General features: G+C 56.9%; 16 protein-coding genes. 10 read left to right on the plus strand and 6 right to left on the minus strand.

Annotation, left to right across the window (positions count from 1 at the left end):
* Positions 1-52 precede the first annotated feature (52 nt).
* The 3 genes from AC2FLO_RS11220 to AC2FLO_RS11230 are packed head-to-tail and all read left to right on the plus strand — an operon-like array spanning position 53 to position 1535.
* The gene (locus AC2FLO_RS11220) at positions 53-796 is read left to right on the plus strand and encodes a coiled-coil domain-containing protein (RefSeq protein ID WP_480481109.1); all 744 of its coding nucleotides are present in this window, start codon (positions 53-55) and stop codon (positions 794-796) included.
* Positions 796-1191 carry a cell division protein ZapA gene (locus AC2FLO_RS11225; protein WP_480481107.1) on the plus strand — a complete coding sequence of 132 codons (396 nt, stop codon included), beginning with the start codon at positions 796-798 and terminating at the stop codon, positions 1189-1191. The genes AC2FLO_RS11220 and AC2FLO_RS11225 overlap by 1 nt, the downstream gene beginning before the upstream one ends.
* Positions 1188-1535, plus strand: coding sequence for an MliC family protein (locus tag AC2FLO_RS11230; protein WP_480481105.1), 348 nt, complete (start codon positions 1188-1190; stop codon positions 1533-1535). Before AC2FLO_RS11225 ends, AC2FLO_RS11230 begins: the two co-directional genes overlap by 4 nt.
* A gap of 6 nt (positions 1536-1541) precedes the next feature.
* Here AC2FLO_RS11230 and grxD read toward each other — a convergent pair whose 3' ends face one another.
* From grxD to AC2FLO_RS11260, 6 genes are all read right to left on the minus strand, one after another.
* Positions 1542-1904, minus strand: coding sequence for a Grx4 family monothiol glutaredoxin (gene grxD / locus AC2FLO_RS11235; RefSeq protein ID WP_209596128.1), 363 nt, complete (start codon positions 1902-1904; stop codon positions 1542-1544).
* Positions 1891-2181 carry a hypothetical protein gene (locus tag AC2FLO_RS11240; RefSeq protein WP_496751929.1) on the minus strand — a complete coding sequence of 97 codons (291 nt, stop codon included), beginning with the start codon at positions 2179-2181 and terminating at the stop codon, positions 1891-1893. Before AC2FLO_RS11240 ends, grxD begins: the two co-directional genes overlap by 14 nt.
* Positions 2182-2416: 235 nt before the next feature.
* A complete protein-coding gene (locus tag AC2FLO_RS11245; protein ID WP_267363417.1) occupies positions 2417-2653 on the minus strand; it encodes a BolA/IbaG family iron-sulfur metabolism protein in 237 nt (78 codons plus the stop codon).
* 135 nt (positions 2654-2788) lie between these two features.
* The gene (gene purL / locus AC2FLO_RS11250) at positions 2789-4948 is read right to left on the minus strand and encodes a phosphoribosylformylglycinamidine synthase subunit PurL (protein ID WP_496751925.1); all 2160 of its coding nucleotides are present in this window, start codon (positions 4946-4948) and stop codon (positions 2789-2791) included.
* 180 nt (positions 4949-5128) lie between these two features.
* On the minus strand, positions 5129-7375 hold the full coding sequence (locus tag AC2FLO_RS11255) for a mechanosensitive ion channel family protein (RefSeq protein WP_496751923.1): 2247 nt from the start codon (positions 7373-7375) through the stop codon (positions 5129-5131).
* A 272-nt stretch (positions 7376-7647) separates the two neighbouring features.
* The gene (locus tag AC2FLO_RS11260) at positions 7648-8556 is read right to left on the minus strand and encodes a LysR family transcriptional regulator (protein ID WP_480481095.1); all 909 of its coding nucleotides are present in this window, start codon (positions 8554-8556) and stop codon (positions 7648-7650) included.
* 169 nt (positions 8557-8725) lie between these two features.
* Here AC2FLO_RS11260 and AC2FLO_RS11265 point away from each other — a divergent pair, with 169 nt between their 5' ends.
* The 7 genes from AC2FLO_RS11265 (at position 8726) to AC2FLO_RS11295 (ending at position 16794) form a co-directional block, all read left to right on the plus strand.
* Positions 8726-12145, plus strand: coding sequence for an indolepyruvate ferredoxin oxidoreductase family protein (locus AC2FLO_RS11265; RefSeq protein WP_496751921.1), 3420 nt, complete (start codon positions 8726-8728; stop codon positions 12143-12145).
* A 78-nt stretch (positions 12146-12223) separates the two neighbouring features.
* Positions 12224-13102 (plus strand): lysophospholipid acyltransferase family protein, encoded by an 879-nt coding sequence (locus AC2FLO_RS11270; protein WP_496751919.1) that lies wholly within the window; start codon positions 12224-12226, stop codon positions 13100-13102.
* 8 nt (positions 13103-13110) lie between these two features.
* Positions 13111-13920 carry a glutamate racemase gene (gene murI / locus AC2FLO_RS11275; RefSeq protein WP_209596136.1) on the plus strand — a complete coding sequence of 270 codons (810 nt, stop codon included), beginning with the start codon at positions 13111-13113 and terminating at the stop codon, positions 13918-13920.
* Positions 13921-14014: 94 nt separating this feature from the next.
* On the plus strand, positions 14015-15043 hold the full coding sequence (gene argC, locus AC2FLO_RS11280) for an N-acetyl-gamma-glutamyl-phosphate reductase (protein ID WP_480584115.1): 1029 nt from the start codon (positions 14015-14017) through the stop codon (positions 15041-15043).
* A 7-nt stretch (positions 15044-15050) separates the two neighbouring features.
* Positions 15051-15497, plus strand: coding sequence for a cytochrome c maturation protein CcmE (gene ccmE / locus AC2FLO_RS11285; protein ID WP_209504023.1), 447 nt, complete (start codon positions 15051-15053; stop codon positions 15495-15497).
* Positions 15498-15613: 116 nt separating this feature from the next.
* Positions 15614-16225 carry a holin-associated N-acetylmuramidase gene (locus AC2FLO_RS11290; RefSeq protein ID WP_496751917.1) on the plus strand — a complete coding sequence of 204 codons (612 nt, stop codon included), beginning with the start codon at positions 15614-15616 and terminating at the stop codon, positions 16223-16225.
* Complete coding sequence (locus AC2FLO_RS11295) at positions 16216-16794, plus strand: holin family protein (RefSeq protein WP_496751915.1); 579 nt, start codon at positions 16216-16218, stop codon at positions 16792-16794. The genes AC2FLO_RS11290 and AC2FLO_RS11295 overlap by 10 nt, the downstream gene beginning before the upstream one ends.
* Positions 16795-16813: the final 19 nt, after the last annotated feature.

The raw sequence follows: 16813 nt of genomic DNA on the forward strand, positions 1-16813 counted from the left end.
GATTCGGATCGCTTCGCAACAGAATGAACCTTGATAAAGAGGTGACAGGGGCATGAGCCAACTTGAGGAATTACAGCACCGCATTATTGCGGCGATGGACCGTATCGGAGCGGGCGTCGACGCATTGGGCGGTGCGACCGTAGATGCCCGGCCAGATGACGGCCTCCAGGCAGCGCTTGAAGATGAAAAAGTTGCGAACGCGCAGCTTCAGGAACGTCTGAGAACCCTGAAGGAACAGCACGAACAGGAAGTGGACGGGTTGCGTGCCGATCTTGAGGAGTTGCGAACCGCTCCGGCCGATACAGCCGAAACAGACGCTCTGCGATCCGAGCTGGAAGAAGCCCGTGCGAAAATCGCATCGGTCGAAGCCGCGCGCGCTGAATTGGCCGAAGCCAAGGCCGCATTGGACAATAGCACCGAGCTGGAGGCGCTGAAGGCGGAAAACAGCCGTCTAAAGGAAGAACTGTCAGACACTGTCCGCGTCGACGACCTGAGCGCCGAGCTTGAGATGCTGCGCGCTGAACGGACCAGCCACGGCGCTGCAATGTCGCGGCTGGACGACGATCTGCAACGGATGCGCAAGGCAAACGAGCAGTTGCGCACTGCGATAGACGAATTGCGCGCCGCCGCCGCCGAAGGTGTCGCAGATGCCGAGCTGCTGAACCGGGCCACCGTTGCGGAACTGGAAGCAACGCGCGCGGCGCAGGCGTCAGACGCTGCTGAAGCGCAGGCTGTTCTTGCAAGGTTGGAACCTCTGCTGTCGCAGGCGAAACTTGTTGAAGGTGAGGTAGAGTAATGCCCGAAGTGACCATTCATATCGGCGGGCGCGGTTTTGACGTATCCTGCCGGGACGGGGAAGAGCCCTTTCTGCACGCTGCTGCCAAAGTGTTGGACGACGAGGCACAGGTACTGTCCGATCAGATCGGTCGTATGCCGGAATCCCGCATGTTGCTGATGGCCGGATTGATGCTGGCCGACAAGACTGCGGCGACAGAGGACAAGGTCAAATCGCTCGAAGGGAAACTGGCCGCAGCCGAAGCCGAGCTTCAGGCGCTGCGAAGCGCCCCGGCGCCCGAACCTGAGCGCATCGAAGTTGCCGTGGTTCCGCCATCCGTTACGGATACGCTGGCCGAACTGGCTGCACGGGCCGAAGCGCTGGCCGCAGTAGTTGAGGAGAAAAAGGCACGATGAGGTTCCTGCGCAAATTCATCTGTGCGGCGGCGCTGGTTACGCCCGCGACAACGGCACTGGCCGAAATCGATATTCTGTCTGTCACTTTCACCTGTGAAAACGGAATACCGCTGCCTGTTACCTATTTCAACGCGCCGGATAGTACAGGGGCAGCGGCAACCTTGGTAGACAATTCTCTGGTTGTGATGCGTCAAGTCCAAAGCGGGTCTGGTATCCGCTACGAATCCATTGGTGATGGTGGAACCTACATCCTGCGCTCGAAAGGGTGGGACGCGTCCGTAAGCTATTTGGCGGCAGGCGCCGCCGTTGAGCAGGAGATCTACCGGGGTTGTTCCAGCCGTTAGGCTGGATTACGCGTTTGCTTCGCGAATTTTGTCGGCTGCTTCCTTGTTGTAGCCGACGTTGTTTTCATCGAACAACGCATCCAGTTCACCCGACAGCGTCATCTCGGTGATGATATCGCAGCCGCCAACAAACTCGCCTTTGACATAAAGCTGGGGCACGGTCGGCCAGTCGGAATAATCCTTGATCCCCTGACGCACTTCTTCGTCGGCCAGAACGTTCACATCCGTGTATTCAACGCCCATGTAGTTCAACACCCCGGCCACGCGCGAGGAGAACCCGCATTGCGGCATTTCCTTGGTGCCTTTCATATACAGCACCACATCGTTGGCTTTGACGGTTTCGTCGATCTGGGTCTTAACGTCGGTCATCTTGTTTTTCCTTTTCATCCGCATCTGCGGGGATTGTTCCATCACTGGGCAAACTGGGTGCCCATCCTTCCGTTTCAAGCCGCCGGTGTTCGGCCTGCGCCATTTTCACCGGATCAAGCCCGTATCTCTCAAGGCCGCCCACTTTGCTGAGTTCACCCGGATCTGGACGCATGTCGGCGAGGTTGCGTTTTCTGTTCCGCTTCACATAGGCTTCGATCACTGCGGCGGCAACTATCAAAGCTGCGATTGCTGATATCCAAACCTGCCATGAACTCATTTTTTGGGAACCATCGCTTTGGCGTAGGCCTGTGGGTCTCTGGTGACCCGAGACACGGTTACATGACCACCGCCGCCTCCCAACACGGTTCCGTGGTCTATCAATTGGTCTCCGTGACCAGGTTTCACGCCCCGAATTTTGTCGGAGCGCGTATTTTTCATTGCCGATCTGACAATAAAGGCGCTGCCGACAAAGGCAATCAGTCCACAAATGCCGTATATCCAGACGGTTGCACTCACTCAGGTACTTTCGTCGTCAGCGCCAGCGCGTGCAGCTCACCATCTGGGCCATCCATCTTGCCTTTCAGCGCGGCATAAACCGCGCGTTGCTGCTGCACCCGGTTTTTGCCGCGAAAGCTCTCGTCCACCACCATGGCGGACATATGAACACCGTCGTTGCCGCCGACCTGAATATCCGCGTCAGGAAAAGCTTCTCGCAGCAGGTGTTCGATTTGATGGGCGCTCATCGGCATGTAGGTAACTCCTGAAGGTCTTTCCAAAGATGTAGAGTGCCTGAACCGGGCGCGCAAGTGCACATGAATGCGCCAAAACGACGAAACCTGCGCTTATTCAGGGCGCAGGTTTCGAGCAAGTTTTATTCAGCCTGATCAGGCGACGGCGTCGGCAAAACTGTTGCGGAAAATGGCCGTCAAGTCTTCTAACGAGGCCTCCGAGCCGCCGATCCTGATCGTATCGCCGGTGAAACGGCCAACCGAGACCAGCGGCACACCTGCCTGACCCGCCGCGATCATCAACGCCTCGGCCTGATCAAAGTTGCACGCGACCAGATACCGCGCCTGATCTTCCCCGAACAGGAAATCCGTCGGTGCATCATCCAGGCACACGCCAACCCCGGCGGCCTCGGCAAGTTCGAAGGCCGCCAGCGCAAGGCCGCCATCACTCAGGTCTGTGCAGGCCTTGATCATTCCACGATTGGCGCGAATGAAATCACCGTTGCGTTTTTCAGCGTCCAGATTCACATGCGGCGCGTCGCCATCTTCTCGGTTGAAGACTTCGGCCAGAAGGGCTGACTGACCCAGATGGCCTTTGGTTTCACCGATCACCAAAGCCACGTGACCCTCCCGCACCTCGTTGCCGATGATTTCATCGCTGTGGTTCAGCAGCCCGACAGCGCCGATTGTTGGGGTGGGCAGGATCGCCTGACCGTCGGTTTCATTATACAGCGACACGTTGCCGGACACGATCGGCATATCCAGCGCGCCGACTGCGGCGCCGATGCCCTGAACGGCGCCAACAAACTGGCCCATGATTTCGGGCTTTTCCGGGTTGCCGAAGTTCAGGTTGTCGGTGGTAGCCAACGGTTTTGCCCCAACAGCCGTCAGGTTACGGTAGGCTTCGGCCACCGCCTGTTTGCCGCCTTCAACCGGGTTGGCGCGGACATAGCGCGGGGTCACGTCAGAGGTAAACGCCAGCACCTTGTCGGTGCCGTGCACGCGCACCATACCCGCACCCAGGCCCGGTGTCCGGTTTGTATCCGCCATCACCATCGTGTCGTATTGCTCATAAACCCACTGCTTGCCCGCGTAGTTGGGCGACGATAGCAGGGCGCGCAGGCCGTCAATCGGATCGATCTGAGGCACTTCGGCCAGCTCCTCGGCTTCGGGCGTCGGCACCCAAGGGCGATCATATTCGGGCGCGGTCGAAGACAGTTTGGACAGGACGAGATCGGCCTTGACCTCACCGTTGTGCATGATCAGGAAGCGGTCTTCGGCAATGGTTTCGCCAACGATTGCGAAATCGAGATCCCATTTTTCGAACACGGCGCGGGCCTCGGCCTCAAGTTCGGGTTTGAGAACCATCAGCATGCGTTCCTGAGATTCGGACAGCATCATCTCATAGGCTGTCATGTTCTCTTCGCGTTGGGGGACGTTTTCCAGATCCAGACGTACGCCCAGACCGCCCTTATCGCCCATCTCAACGGCGGAACAGGTCAGGCCCGCAGCACCCATGTCTTGAATCGAGATCACGGCACCGGTCTGCATCAGCTCAAGCGTTGCTTCCATCAGGCGTTTTTCGGTGAAGGGATCACCCACCTGAACAGTAGGGCGTTTTTCCTCGATGGTGTCGTCAAACTCGGCCGAGGCCATCGTCGCGCCGCCAACACCGTCGCGTCCGGTCTTGGCACCCAGATAAACCACAGGCATGCCCACGCCCGACGCGGCAGAGTAGAAAATCTTGTCACTGTCGGCCAAACCGGCGGCAAAGGCGTTCACAAGGCAGTTGCCGTTGTAAGCCGGGTGAAAGCGGACCTCGCCCCCAACGCAAGGCACACCGAAACAGTTGCCATAGCCGCCAATGCCTTCGACCACGCCGTTAACCAACTGGCGGGTTTTGTGGTGGCCGGGTTCACCGAAGGACAGCGCGTTCATCGAAGCGATCGGGCGCGCACCCATGGTGAACACGTCCCGAAGGATGCCGCCGACACCCGTTGCCGCGCCCTGATAGGGCTCGATGTAAGACGGGTGATTGTGACTTTCCATCTTGAAAACAACGGCCTGACCGTCGCCGATATCCACGACACCGGCATTCTCGCCCGGTCCGCAAATGACCTGAGGTCCCGAGGTCGGAAGAGTGCGCAACCACTTCTTCGACGACTTGTAAGAACAATGTTCGTTCCACATAGCCGAGAAAATGCCAAGCTCGGTAAAGGTCGGTTCACGCCCGATGATCTCGAGGATCATGTCGTATTCCTCGGGCTTGAGCCCATGTGCGGCAATCAGATCGGGTGTGATGGCGGGCTCTTGCATCTTCTGTCCTGTGTCCAAGTGGGCCGAGATTGCGCGCCTTGTAGGGCAAGCACGCGCGTGTGGAAAGGGTCAAGTCGGCGCAGGTCGCGTCTTTCAAAGAAAAACGGAACCGGCATCACGGCCGGTTCCGAAAAACCGCACAGCAGTCCTGCTGCAAATCGCAGGCGTAAACCCCGAAGGTTACGCCGATCCCTGGTCTTTGTTGACCTCGGCAGCAGCTGCGGCGCCAACAGCAGTCTTCTGTTCGGGCGTCAGATGCTCGACCTCATCCAGCCCGGGGATTGCAACGCGCACCTCGCGGCGGGCAAAGTCGATGCCGTTGGCCTTGAACTCGGCCTTGACCTTGTTGAAGATTTCCTTGCGCAATGTGAATTGCTTGCCCGGTTTGGCCATGAATTTACCGCGAATGATCATGCCCACATCATCAAAGTCGAACACACCCTGAGACTTGAAGGGTTGCAGGAAGCCTTCTTTGTGGGTTTCGTCCTCCATCATTTCGGCCCCGATCTTCTTGAAGATTTTCTTGACCTTGTTGGGATCGGTATCGAAGGGCACGGTGAACTTCAGCTTCATGATCACCCAGTCACGGCTGTAATTCGTCAGCTTCTGGATTTCACCATAAGGGATTGTGTGCACAGGCCCCCTGTGATGACGCAGTTGCATTGAACGGATCGAGATTTTTTCGACCGTTCCGGTGGTTCCGCCCACATCGACATATTCGCCGACGCGGAAGGCATCATCGACCAGAAAGAAAACACCACCGACGATATCCGCCACCAGTTTCTGAGCACCAAAGCCGATGGCCAGACCCAGAACACCGGCACCGGCCAGAAGCGGTGTGATGTTGATACCCAGCGCACCCAAGGCCAGCAGGCCAAAGATTACCGAAATTGTGACTTGGGCCGTAATCCGCATCAGCGGCAGGACCGTCGCCAGACGAGAGCCTCCGGCACCGCCGCCTTCACCGCCGGCTTCCTCGTCGACTGCCTCAGCTGCGGTCTGTTCCTTGGCCAGCCGACGATTGATCCATAGCGAGACGACCTCGTTCAGGATATAGCCGACAGCGATGATCAGAAGGAATTCAATGACAGCGCCGCCAACTTCGGCACTAACACCGGCCGAGGCGACATTGCGCAGGTCCAGATGCCACGTGCGGGCGATCATGAAAACCACGACCAAACCCGCAATAACCCGCCCAATCCGGATATAGCTGCGCTTGGCCGCGCGATGAGCGCGTTCGGCCAGCGGGCCTTCGCCTGACATTGGCGGCTGCAAGTGGCGCACCAGCCCGCGGATCAAAGTGTCGAGGGCAGGGGCAATCAGCAACCAGAACATGGTTGTGAAATGCGCACCACCTCCAAGCAATCTGAGCGTCGATGGATCGCGTTGTGCGACCAGGAATTCGACCAGCAGCCATATTGTCACCGAAACGCCAATGGCGAAGTAGGGGTAATAATGCGCGACTTCTTCATCGAATTTTGTGCGGTCCGGGTCTGTTCCCAGCATCATCTGAGACAACCCGTCGCGCGCGGTCCAAGCGATGACGGCGATATAGACATGGATTGCCGCATTCAGCCAGAAGGCGATGCGTGTGTCGTCCCCTGTGATACCATTTAGGGCGTTGAATCGCACAACAAACAGTGTGAACCCGATCAGGATTAACAGCCCGATCAGATTGCGATGCAGATACTTTGCCCAATGGTCGTCAATACTCACCAACCGATATTTGGGCTTCTCCGGTGCCAGAACAAAACGTGAGGCCGCAGCCCCCAGGCGTGGAATCCAGATCAAATAGAAAACAAACGGAGCGGCATAGGTGATCTGTTCCGGTGTCAGAAGCCCGCGACCAATCGCGCGAATGACAACATAGAATACGATCAATCCGGCAATTTCGCGACAGAACCTGCGGAACAGGTAACTGACAGCACCCCTGAGATCGGCCTCTTCACCAACTTCGGTCGCTTCATGCCAGCGGCGGGTCAGGAAAATGAACAGTTTCTCGGCTATTAAGCCAGCAATCAACACAGAAAGAATAAGCCCAAACAGGGTAAGGACGCCGGACGTACCAAACGTGTCGCTGAAATTGCCAAACGCAGTTATCTGTGCCGTGACAATATTGGGAAGCGTGGTCAGAACATGTGTCCAGGAAGAGACCATCTCGGCCCATATCTCACTGATTTCGGTCAGCGGGTCTTCCACGTTCGCCTTCTCGGCAGCCTGCTTTTCGGCGACTGCATCAAGGCGCTCTAACAGAATGGCGCGCACCTGGTCATCTGACATGCGGGCAACCAGACCATCGACCTGCTCAGGTGTTAGATCGTCTGGAATGGTCACTGAAGAAGTTGAGCCGGTATCTTGCGCAAAAAGCGGAACCGCCAAAAATAAAGCGCAGACAATCGCCAACATAAGGCGGAATGGGTGGAACATGGATTTTCCCTCGAACACGAAATTGTATCGTTTTTTTTGGGGATCATATGCCCATGCGTCTATTTTTCCCAGAGCTTTCGCTGACTTAATACAATGCTTTGAGCAAAAAAAAGGCCGAGCAATAAGCTCGGCCATAGTCCAACAGGGAGGTATGAAGATGATGAGCGTTTCAGCATCACCGCCTTCGAGTGCTCATTTAGGGGTCAGTTTGTAAACGTTCAAGGAATTTAACCCTGAAATGTCCTCATGCCCGCTATGCTATTTGTGCATAGCTAAAGTTTTCCCATCTTTTTCAGCTGTTTGCGTTGCGCGATGATCTCGTCCTGCACAAAGTCGCGGAACGCACCGACACGTTTGGAGTGTCGGAGTTCTTCGGGATAAGCCAGATAGACCGGCACGTCAGCGGTTTCGACATCCGACAGAACCGGCACAAGATGCGGGAAATCCTGCGTGACGTAATCTGGCAGAACCCCAATACCGAGATTGTGCAACACTCCCTGAAGGACGCCGAAGTAGTTGTTTACAGTCAACAGGGATGCGGGATTGTAGGTCATAAGGTGGCGTACCATTGCCGCGCTGGCGCCCACCTGGGGTGCCGCGGGTGTTTGACAGATCAGCCGGTGATTTTGAATATCCTCCAGAGATTTCAGCATTCCGCCATGGGCTTCGATGTAGTTGTGCGTCGCGTAAAGCGCCATCTGAACCGTCATCAGGCGTTTTCGCACAAGATCTGCCTGGCTGGGTTCCTTCATGCGAATGGCGACATCCGCTTCTCGCATGGGAAGGTCCAGAACACGTTCTTCCAGCATCAGGTCGATGTTCAGATCAGGATATTGTTCATAAAGCTTGGGCAGGCGCGGCGCGAGCCACAGTGTGCCGAACCCAAAGGTCGTCGTGACCCGAAGAACGCCAAAGACCTCTTCTTCACTGTCGCGAATGCGTGCGGCAGCTGCGTCCAGCCGTTTTGACATGGCGGATGTGGCGTCGAACAACAGCTCACCCTGTTCGGTGAGAATCAGCCCCCGGGCGTGACGGTGAAAAAGGGTTGCATCCAATGACTCTTCCAGCGCACGGATCTGTCTGCTTACGGCGGATTGAGACAAATTGAGCTTGTCCCCGGCATGTGTAAGGCTGCCTGCATCGGCCACCGCGTGAAATATTCTAAGCTTGTCCCAATCCATCGCCGCAACTTTCGTTATCTTTTCGAACGCCTATATGAAACAGGTAACAAGTTCTACAATCAAAGGCCGAAAACGTTACGGTTCAGTGCATAAAGCCTATACAGGTCAGAAATTGTGACCTAAAATGCACTACGAACATGCACACTGATCTGGCGAGGGGAGACGTCTGATGAGTCAGCCACAGATTACGTTAAACGACCGGTTCGATCTTGAGAAAAGTCCCGTTCTTCTGAACGGAACACAGGCGCTTGTCCGGTTGATGCTGATGCAAAAGGCCAGAGACCGGCAGGCGGGACTGAACACGGCGGGGCTGGTGACTGGATATCGTGGCTCGCCACTTGGCGCTGTTGATCAGCAGATGATGCGGGCGCAAAGGCAGTTGTCCGAAAGCGATGTTACGTTTCAGTTCGGATTGAACGAAGATCTGGCGGCAACGGCGCTGTGGGGCAGCCAACAGGCCGGCTTGCGCGGCGACGGCAAGTTCGATGGGGTTTTTGGGCTTTGGTACGGCAAGGGGCCGGGCGTAGACCGGTCCGGTGATGTCATGCGCCACGCGAATATGGCCGGAACCGCCAAGCATGGCGGTGTGCTTATGGCGATGGGTGATGACCATACCGGCGAAAGTTCGACCGTGTTGCATCAGTCCGAATGGTCACTGGTAGATATGTATATGCCTGTCGTCAGCCCGGCGGGTGTGCAGGAAATCCTCGACTACGGAGTTTACGGCTTTGCGCTCAGCCGTTTTGCCGGGGTTTGGGTCGGGCTAAAGACCATGAAGGACACAATCGAGGTTACCTCGGTTGTGGATGGTCGCCCCGACCGAATGCAGGTCGTCGTACCTGATTTCGATATGCCGGAAGGCGGTTTGAATATCCGCCTTGGGGACACGCCGCACCTGCAAGAAACGCGCGTCATCGATTACAAAAGGTTTGCAGCCGAGACGTTTTCGCATGCCAACAAGCTGGACAAGCGGATATGGGGCAAACCGGGTGCAAAGATCGGGTTTGTTGCGGCGGGCAAGAACTGGCTGGACCTGACCCATGCGCTGTCGCTTTTGAATATCAATGAATCCGAAGCCGAACGGCTGGGGATCACGACCTACAAGGTGGGGCAGACCTTCCCGCTGGACATGGTCGGGTTCCACGACTGGGCCGAAGGGCTGGACCTGATCGTGATTGTCGAGGAAAAGCGCAAACTAATCGAGGTTCAGGTCAAAGAGGCTATCTTTGACGACCGTCGCGGCCGCCGGGTATATGGCTGGTACAAAGGCGGTGCCGGTACGTTGCACCGCGATGAACTGTTCCCGACCCGCGGCGCGCTGGACCCGATCATGATTGCCGAAAAGCTGGGTGAGATCCTGATCGAAGAAGGGCGTGAAACCGATGGTATTCGGGCCGGGCTGGCCTCTTTGTCCGAGGCACGCCGAGCCGACAATGCGCAGGAAATTGCAACGCGGCTTCCGTACTTCTGCTCGGGCTGCCCGCATAACAGTTCGACCAAAGTCCCGGATGGCAGCCGTGCCTATGCAGGGATCGGTTGTCATTACATGGTTCAGTGGATGGACCGGAACACCACGGGCTTTACCCAGATGGGCGGTGAAGGCGCGAACTGGATCGGTGAGGCCCCGTTTTCGACCACCAAACATGTGTTCCAGAACCTTGGCGATGGCACCTATAACCACTCGGGCGTTCAAGCGATCCGCGCGGCGTTGTCTGCAGGCACGAACATCACCTTCAAGATCCTGTTCAACGATGCCGTCGCCATGACGGGCGGGCAGGAGAATGAAGGCGATCTGACCGCAGAACGGATCGTTGCCGAAGTCAAAGCCATGGGTGTCCGTGAGGTTGCTCTGGTCTATGACGAAAAGGAAGACGTGAACTTCAAGGCTCTGCCGTCGAGTGTTCAGACGTTCGAGCGTGCGGAACTGATGCAGGTGCAGGAGAAGTTCCGCGAGATCGAGGGTGTTTCGGTCATTGTCTACGTTCAGACCTGTGCGGCCGAGAAGCGCCGCCGCCGCAAACGCGGCACGTTCCCGGACCCGGACAAGCGCGTCTTCATCAATACCGATGTTTGCGAGGGCTGCGGCGATTGCGGGGTGCAATCGAACTGTGTGTCGATCGTTCCCAAAGAAACAGAACTCGGGCGCAAGCGCGCCATCGATCAGTCAAGCTGCAACAAGGATTATTCCTGCCTGAACGGCTTTTGCCCTTCCTTCGTTACGCTTGAGGGGGCGAAGATCCGCAAAGAGGCAAAAACCGAAATCGACTTGCCCGATCTACCGATGCCGGTGCTGCCCAAGATCAGCGGTACGCATAACGTGGTGATCACGGGTGTCGGGGGAACCGGTGTTGTCACGCTGGGTGCGATCCTTGCGCAAGCTGCCCAGATTGACGGCAAAGGCGCGGGCATGATGGAAATGGCGGGCTTGGCGCAGAAGGGCGGCGCGGTCCACATCCATTGCCGTCTGGCCAACGCACCCGAAGACATCAGCGCCATCCGTGTCGCAACCGGCGAAGCCCATGCGCTGATCGGCGGTGATCTGGTGGTATCCGCCGGAGCCAAAACATTGGGCCTGACCCGCACTGGCCGTACAGGCGCCGTTGTGAACAGCCATGAGACGGTTACAGGCGACTTTACGCGCAATACCGAGTTCCGCATTCCCGCCGATCAATTGGAACTGGCTCTTCAAGCACGACTGAAAGAAGATGTCTCGCTGTTTGACGCGACCGAGTTGGCACGCGCCGTGATGGGCGACTCGATCTATTCCAACATGATGATCTTTGGCGCGGCCTGGCAGCGCGGGTTGTTGCCCGTCAGCCATCAGGCGATCTTTGATGCCATCGAATTGAACGGAACTACGATTGAACGGAACAAGCGTGCGTTTGATATCGGGCGTTGGGCGGTTCTTCATCCGGCAGAGGTACAGTCCATTCTGTCCCCGACCGTAACCGAGATGCCCAAATCGCTGGATCAGAAGATCGAATTCCGCGCAAGCCATCTGACCGACTACCAAAGTGCGCGGCTGGCCAAGCGGTATCGCAAGCTGGTCGACAGTGTTGAGGATGCGGATATCCGCGAAGCGGTGGCAAAAGGCTATCACAAGCTGTTGTCCTACAAGGATGAATACGAAGTCGCGCGCCTTCTTCTGACAAGCCGTGACAAAGCGGCTGCTGAGTTCGATGGCGATTTCAAGATGACATTCCATCTGGCTCCGCCCTTTTTGGGGGGATCGGGCAGCAACGGCAGACCGCGCAAACGTGCTTTCGGGGAGTCGGTCATTGGCCCATTGAAGCTTTTGACCCGGTTGAAGGCGCTGCGCGGTACGCCGCTGGATATCTTCGGCTATTCGTCGGAACGCAGGATGGAGCGTGCGTTGATCCGTCAATATGAAAAGGACATGCGCGAAGTTCTGCCGCTTGTGTCGCAGACCACGCGCGATGCGATTGCTGCCCTGGCCCGTTTGCCGCTGGATATCCGTGGATTTGGCCCGGTATTGCGCGAGAACGAGGCCAAAGCAGCCAAGCGGCGCGAGGAATTGCTGGCCGTCATTCGCGGCGGAGGGGCAGGGTTGCAGGCCGCGGCAGAATAAAACGTCACAAGCGTGTCACGATAACTAGGCAAAATTGTTACTTGCACTTATTTTGCAGGCAGCAAACCGGAGACCCATATGCCTTCTCGTCGTCATGCCGTTCGCGACATTTCCTACGCGCATTCCGCCGAAACCAAAGGCGGGCGGATGGTCATCAAGCTGATGGAGAACACCACAGGCCGTATGCGCCTGATCAAACGTGCGGACGGGTACGAGAAAGACGTTGCCAATGGGCGCGACTTTTGGGCCGTGATGGTTGAACGTTATGGGCTGACACTGGACGTGTCGGGGGGATCGCTTTCGAGTATTCCGAAAGACGGCCCTCTGATCCTGATTGCCAATCATCCCTACGGAATTCTGGATGGCCTGATGATGGGACATATCCTGTCCGAGACACGGGGTGATTTCCGCCTTCTGGCCCATCGGGTGTTTCGCAAGGCCGAAGACCTGAATCGCATCATTCTGCCAATTTCGTTTGATGAAACGAAAGAGGCGATGCAGCTGAACCTTGAGACCCGCAAAACCGCACTCACCTATCTGGGCGAAGGCGGGGCGATCGGCATTTTTCCCGGCGGGACGGTCAGCACCGGGGTTAAGCCGTTTTCCCACCCCATGGATCCGGGTTGGCGCGGGTTTACCGCGCGGATGGTGGCCAAATCGAATGCCACAGTTGTCCCGGTTTTCTTTGATGGCCACACGTCTCGTCTGTTTCAGATCGCCAGCCATCTGCACAGTACTTTGCGCATGGGCTTGCTGATCAAAGAGTTCAAAAAACGCGTTGATACACCGGTGAAAGTCGTGATCGGAGAGCCGATACGCCGTGACATTCTGGACCCGTTCAGCAAGGATACGCGCAAGATGATGGATTTCCTGCGCAAAGCCACGTATGAGCTGTCTCCAACGCCGTTGAAGTCTTATGACTACGGCTATGAGTTTGAGGAACGGCATCGCGCCTGAAGGATCTAATGGCAGTAGGTATCTTCGATTCCGGTTTGGGCGGTCTGACCGTCCTGAGTGCCGCGCAGCAACGTCTGCCGGACGTTGATTTCCTGTATTTTGCAGATAGTGCACACGCGCCATACGGTGTGCGTGATGCCGAGGATATCTATCAGCTGACCCGCAAGGCGGTTCAGGATCTGTGGTCGCGTGGCTGCAATCTGGTGATTCTGGCCTGCAACACGGCCAGCGCCGCAGCGTTGCGGCGCATGCAGGAAGAGGGCGTGCCCAGCGGCAAACGCGTTCTTGGCGTTTTTGTCCCGTTGATCGAGGCGCTGACCGAACGGCAATGGGGCGACAATTCTCCGCCGCGCGAAGTGGCCGTCAAACATGTGGCGTTGTTTGCAACGCCTGCCACCGTGTCCAGCCGGGCCTTTCAGCGTGAACTGGCATTCCGGGCCATCGGTGTGGATGTCGAGGCACAAGCCTGTGGCGGCGTTGTGGATGCCATAGAAGACGGCGACATGATCCTGGCCGAAGCCTTGGTGCGCAGCCATGTGGATGCGCTGAAACGCAAGATGCCGGAACCTCAGGCCGCTATTCTGGGCTGCACGCATTACCCGTTGATGGCCGAAGCATTTCAGGCGGCGTTGGGTGAAGATGTGCAGGTTTACAGCCAGGGTGCGCTTGTTGCTGACAGTCTGGCAGATTACCTGCAACGTCATCCCACCATGTTGGGCGAGGGCCCAAGTGGTTTCCTGACAACAGGCAAACCCAATGTTGTCAGCGACCGGGCGACGCAATTCCTCCGACGACAAATCACGTTCCAGGCTGCCTGACTTAGGTCAAGGACGCAGCCGCTCTGCTTCCCTTATTTCAAGGCCGTCGCATCGGCGGTCGAAACATGTGACACTCAAGTGAAAGAGGTCTGACATGACCCATAAAATCGCAATTCTGGGCGCTTCGGGCTATACCGGCGCTGAACTGGTGCGGCTGATCGCCGAGCACCCGAACATGGATATCGTCGCGCTGGCCGCCGAACGTAAGGCTGGCATGACCATGGCGCAGGTCTTCCCGCATCTGCGCCACATGGATCTGCCGGATCTGTGCAAAATCTCCGAGATCGACTTTGCGCAGGTCGACCTGTGTTTTTGCGCCTTGCCGCACAAAACCAGTCAGGAAGTGATCCGGGACTTGCCGAAAGACCTGAAAATCATTGACCTGTCAGCAGACTTCCGGCTGGCAGACCCCGACGAGTACGAAAAATGGTACGGCAATCCGCATATCGCGCTAAAACAGCAGGAAGAGGCGATTTATGGTCTCACCGAGTTCTACCGCGAAGACATCAAGGGGGCACGGCTTGTTGCGGGTACCGGGTGCAATGCGGCGACCGGCCAATATGTTCTGCGGCCACTGATATCTGCCGGGGTCATTGATCTGGACGATATCGTTCTTGATCTGAAATGCGCCGTATCAGGGGCAGGGCGGTCACTGAAGGAAAACCTGCTGCACGCTGAACTGAGCGAAGGCAGCAATGCCTATTCCGTCGGAGGGACACACAGGCATCTTGGCGAGTTCGATCAGGAGTTTTCGAAACTTGCCGGTCGGGCTGTGCATGTGCAGTTCACGCCTCACCTTATTCCTGCAAACAGGGGAATTCTGGCCACAACCTATGTGAAGGGTGACCCGCACAGCATCTACGAAACGCTTGCCAAAGCCTATGCGGATGAGCCGTTCATCCAGATGCTGCCGATGGGTGAGACCCCTTCGACCCACCATGTGCGGGGGTCGAATTTCTGTCACATCGGTGTTGTGGCGGATCGGATTGAGCGGCGCGCAATTGTGATTGCAGCGCTGGATAACCTGACAAAAGGTAGCAGTGGGCAAGCCTTGCAGAACGCGAACCTGATGTTAGGTGAAGATGAAACTCTGGGCCTGATGATGGCCCCGCTTTTCCCGTGAGGATGGTATGAAAACGCTCAAGAAACGTCGGCGTGTACAAGTCATTCTGGTGGCAGTTGTTGCCTTGGTGGCGGCAACTGCGTTGATTGGTTGGGCATTGCAGGACGGGATCAACTTTTTCCGCTCGCCCAGCGAGGTGATTGCAGAGCCGCCGAAACCGACCGAAGTGTTTCGGATTGGCGGCTTGGTCGAAGAAGGCTCGATCATCCGCGGACAGGGCGAAACCATCCGTTTTGTTGTAACGGATGGCGGCGAAAGCGTTCCGGTCTCGTTCACAGGTGTTCTACCTGACCTTTTCTCGGAAAATCAGGGAATGATCGGCACGGGAAGTTACGTGAACGGCGTCTTTGAAGCGACTGAAATTCTTGCCAAACATGATGAGACCTACATGCCGAAAGAGGTCATGGACGCTCTGAAAGAGCAAGGTGTCTATAAAGGCGCGGAAGAAAGCTGAAGCCGTTTGAATCTGTTACGGAGCGTTGCGTGCATGGTGCATGCAGCGCTCCGTTTCGTTTTAAATCATTAATATCTGTCGGAAACGGTGTGGCCACCTAACGTTACGAGGGTGGTATGCAAACGGTTCGGCAAATTGCCAAAGAGATTGTGGCCCGTGAAGGGGGCTTTGTTGATGACCCCGACGATCCGGGCGGGGCAACCAAGTTCGGGGTCACGATTCACACCCTGCGCAGGCTGGGTTTGGATCTGACTGGCGACGGCCGGGTTGACGAGGCTGATGTGCGCGCAGTGTCCCCTCGGCAAGCGGTCGACATCTTTGTGCAGCACTATTTCGACAAGCCGCACATTGCGGAGCTTCCCGAACCCCTGCATGCTTCTGTTTTTGACATGTATGTGAATGCCGGTGCGCAAGCGGTGAAGATCCTTCAGCGGCTGCTACAGGAAATGGGGTTTAACGTCACCGCCGACGGCGTGATCGGGCCGCAAACCGTGGCGGCCTGCGAAAGCGCGGCGCAGCCAGAGCCTGACGTCTTGCGCGACGCCTACGGAATTGCACGGCGAAACTACTATTTTCGCCTTGCTGATCGGCGGCCTGCATCCAGAAAATACGCGCGTAGCCGATCAGGCGGCAAAGGTGGCTGGATAAAACGGGCGGAAGAGTTCCTTTCGCCGCGTTATCACCTGTCGGACAGCGATTTTAATAGAAGGATCGCGGCATGGGGCTAATTTCAGGTGTGTTGGCGCTGCTGTTTGGCAACGGGCGCAACGTCTTGCAGGAAACCGCAGAACTCTATCGTGAAAACACCGAAGCAAGCGCAGTACGCGCTTACGAGGTTCAAACTCAGGCCATGGTGCAGTTCGGTAGCGAATTTCAGGCACCTCAGAAGGGTCTTTTTGACCGTGTCATGGACGGCGTGAACAGGTTACCGCGCCCGGCGCTGGCATTGGGAACGCTTGGCTTGTTTGTTGCCGCCATGGTCGACCCAATATGGTTTGCCGCACGGATGCAGGGCATAGCCTTGGTCCCAGAGCCGCTTTGGTGGTTGCTGGGCGTGATCGTATCGTTTTACTTTGGCGCGCGTCACCAAAGTAAAATGCAGGATTTTCAGCGGGATATCCGCTCAGCCATGACGCAACTGCCAACGGTCATGAGCAATATCGAGGCCTTGAGCACGATGCAGAGCGACAGCCCGGGAGTTGCTGATCCCGGTCCGGTTGCTGTGCTGAACAGCGATGTCATACGTCCCGAGGAAAACCAGGCGCTGAACGATTGGCGAAAGCTTCGCGGTATCTGACCCGCGACACTTTGTGCGT

The organism is Ruegeria sp. TASC047, from assembly GCF_059612445.1.